The 2,976-nt window shown below is 70.2% G+C and carries 2 protein-coding genes; one reads left to right on the forward strand and one right to left on the reverse strand.

Translation table 11 applies throughout. The annotated features are described in order from the left end of the window. Positions 1–89 precede the first annotated feature (89 nt). On the reverse strand, positions 90–1,250 hold the full coding sequence (locus ACZ7GX_RS45635) for an ROK family transcriptional regulator (RefSeq protein WP_498786918.1): 1,161 nt from the start codon (positions 1,248–1,250) through the stop codon (positions 90–92). A gap of 247 nt (positions 1,251–1,497) precedes the next feature. On the opposite strand from ACZ7GX_RS45635, the gene ACZ7GX_RS45640 reads away from it, so the two are divergent. Beyond that, the gene (locus ACZ7GX_RS45640) at positions 1,498–2,829 is read left to right on the forward strand and encodes a cellulase family glycosylhydrolase (protein ID WP_498786917.1); all 1,332 of its coding nucleotides are present in this window, start codon (positions 1,498–1,500) and stop codon (positions 2,827–2,829) included. Positions 2,830–2,976 lie beyond the last annotated feature (147 nt).

The following is a 2,976-nucleotide window of genomic DNA, read 5'->3' on the forward strand; positions in this document are numbered from 1 at the left end:
CGCGACCTGGACCGGCGCATGCCCGACCTGCCACCAAACCGTGAAACCGCTACACCGCAACAACTATCGACAAACCTAACAAAGCACTACTAGCGCCGGGTGCCCCCGGGCCGCGCGGTGATGGCGCCGGTGATCGTCTCCTTGATGGCGAGCGCGGCGCCGGACCGGGCCCACTCGGTGAAGTCGAACGGCCGCACGTCCAGCTCGATCAGGTCCGGGTCGTCCTCGTAGGTGTCCTCGATGCCGTCGTGCACCAGCGGGGACGACACCTCGTACAGCGGCAGCCCTTCGCCGGTGAGCAGCACCTTCTGCGGGTCGATGACGTTGGCGACGGTGCCGATGAGCACGCCGAGCGCGTAGCCCGCCTCGTCGAACACCTGCCGGGCCTGCGGGTCGCCGGCGCGGACCCGGTCGAGGGCCTCGTCGTAGGCGGGGTTGCCGGTCAGTCGCCGCAGGATCACGTGCGTGAGCAGGTAGCTGGAGATGCAGCCGCGCCGGCCGCAGCCGCACTGGGGGCCGCGCGCGTCGACCAGGGTGTGGCTGAAGTGGGGCGGCAGGCCGTGCGACCCGGCCACCAGCCTGCCGTCCACGATCAGCCCGGTGCCCACGCCCGCGCCGACGGTGATCACCGCCAGCGACCGCAGCCCCGCGCCGGGGCCGAACCAGTGCTGGGCGGCGGTGAGCGCCTGCACGTCGTTGTCCACCGCGGTGGGCACGCGGGTCGCGGCGGACACCGCCGCCTTGAGCGGAACGTCGGTCCAGCGCAGGAACTCGTCGCGGGCCACCAGGCCGTCCAGCACGATCCCGCCCAGGGTGACGCCGATGCCGGTGATGCCCGGGAACCGGCGCGCGACGGCGGCGATCTGGGCGACCACCTCGTCCGGGTCGCACGAGCGCAACGGCTCCTCGGCCGTGGCGACGGGGGTGGCGGTCAGGTCGGTGACCGTGGCGAAGAGCCGTTCGGCGGTCAGCTTCACGCCGAGGAACCGGTGGGCCGCGCCGCGCACGTGCAGCATCTCCGACGGGCGGCCGGCCGAGGCGCGCGGTCTCGTGTCGCCCTCGACCAGCAGTCCCTTCGCCACCAACGACCTGGTGACCCGGGTGAGGGTCGGCCGGGACAGGCGCAGCCGGTCGGCGATCTCGGCCCGCGACAGCGGCCCGTGGATCAGCACCTCCAGCAGGACGTCGCGCGTCACCTCGGGCAGCTTCGGCCAGGAGGAGGTGACGGAGCGGGTGGCGGCGTCGGACATCACCGCTCGAACATAGCGGCGTTCTGGGATCGCTCCCAGTCGTCGAACCATCGGATGATTACCCACCGCAATGTTGCGCTGGCCGGATCTTGACGTCTCGACCGCGTTGACCGTAGCTTGGTGGCATAAGTTCCGCTCAGAAACTAATGGCGTGGCCTATTGGACGTCACTGAGCGAGAGCTTTCCTGGGAGCGCTCCCGGAGCGTTGGAGCGCGGGAACGTCGACTCAATGAGGTGTCGAGGAGCCATGAGAAGCAGAATCGCCCTGATCGCAGCCGCGCTGCTGGTCGTCGCGGGCGTCGGGCTGACGGTGTTGCCGCAGGCCCAGGCCGCGGTCGGCCTGCACGTCAGCGGCACGAAGATCGTCGAGGCCAACGGGCAGCCGTTCGTGATGCGCGGCGTCAACCACCCGCACGTCTGGTACACCGGTCGGACGAGCTCGTTCGCCGACGTGAAGGCGTTGGGCGCCAACACGGTCCGGGTCGTGCTGGGCACCGGCAAGCGGTGGGGTCCGTCGACGGACACGGCGGCCGTCATCGACCTGTGCAAGCGGAACCGGATGATCTGCGTGCTGGAGGTGCACGACACCACCGGTTACGGCGAGGAAGCCGCGGCGGCGTCGCTGGACGAGGCGGCGAACTACTGGATCAGCCAGAAGGACAACCTGGTCGGCCAGGAGGACTACGTCGTCATCAACATCGGCAACGAGCCGATCGGCAACGTCGACGCCGCGCAGTGGACCGACGCGACCACCGCCGCGATCAAGAAGCTGCGCGCCAACGGCTTCCGGCACCTGCTCATGGTCGACGGGCCGAACTGGGGCCAGGACTGGCAGTACGTGATGCGGGACAACGCCCAGAAGGTCCTCGACGCCGACAGCGCGCGCAACACCGTGCTGTCCATCCACATGTACTCGGTGTTCAACACCGCCTCCGCCATCACCGACTACCTCGACCGCTTCCAGGCCAACGGGTGGCCGCTGGTCATCGGCGAGTTCGGGTGGAGGTTCGCCGCGAACGAGGTCGACCACGAGACGATCCTGAGCGAGTCGCAGAAGCGGGGCCTCGGCTACCTGGCCTGGTCGTGGAGCGGCAACAGCGACCCGATCCTGGACATGGCCACCGACTTCGACCCGGCTCGCCTCACCACGTGGGGTCAACGCATCTTCAACGGGGCCAACGGGATCAAGGCCACGGCGAAGGAAGCGTCGATCTTCGGCGGCACCACCACGACCACGACGACGACCACCACGACCACTACTACTACGCCGGGTGGCGGGCTCGCCTGCACCGCCACGTACACGGTCACCAACCAGTGGCCGGGCGGCTTCCAGGGCGAGGTCCGGGTCACGGCGGGCACGTCGGCGATCAAGGGCTGGACCGTCACCTGGACGTTCGCCGACGGGCAGAGGGTCACCAACGCCTGGAACGCCGCGGTGACCAGCAGCGGGTCGACCGTGACGGCCCGCAACGCGAGCTACAACGGCAGCCTCGGCGCGGGCGCGAGCGCCTCGTTCGGGTTCACGGCCTCGTCGGGCGGCGCGAACAGCGCGCCGACGGCGTCCTGCACCGCGAGCTGACCCTTCGACCTGCCGGGGGGGGGGGGGGGGGGGGGGGCGGGGAGGGGGGGGGGGGGGGGAAAGAGAGGGGGGGGGGGGGGGGGGGGGTCTGGGGCGGGAAAGGAAACAGAAAACCCACGAAAGAAACACGGGGGGCGGGGGGGGAAA

This window comes from Actinosynnema sp. NPDC037264 (assembly GCF_055603705.1).

What these genes read in the sequence shown, in the direction of transcription:
- ACZ7GX_RS45635 (WP_498786918.1), bottom strand. Translation starts at nt 1,250, where the DNA reads ATGTCCGACGCCGCCACCCGCTCCGTCACCTCCTCCTGGCCGAAGCTG.
- ACZ7GX_RS45640 (WP_498786917.1), top strand. Translation starts at nt 1,498, where the DNA reads ATGAGAAGCAGAATCGCCCTGATCGCAGCCGCGCTGCTGGTCGTCGCG.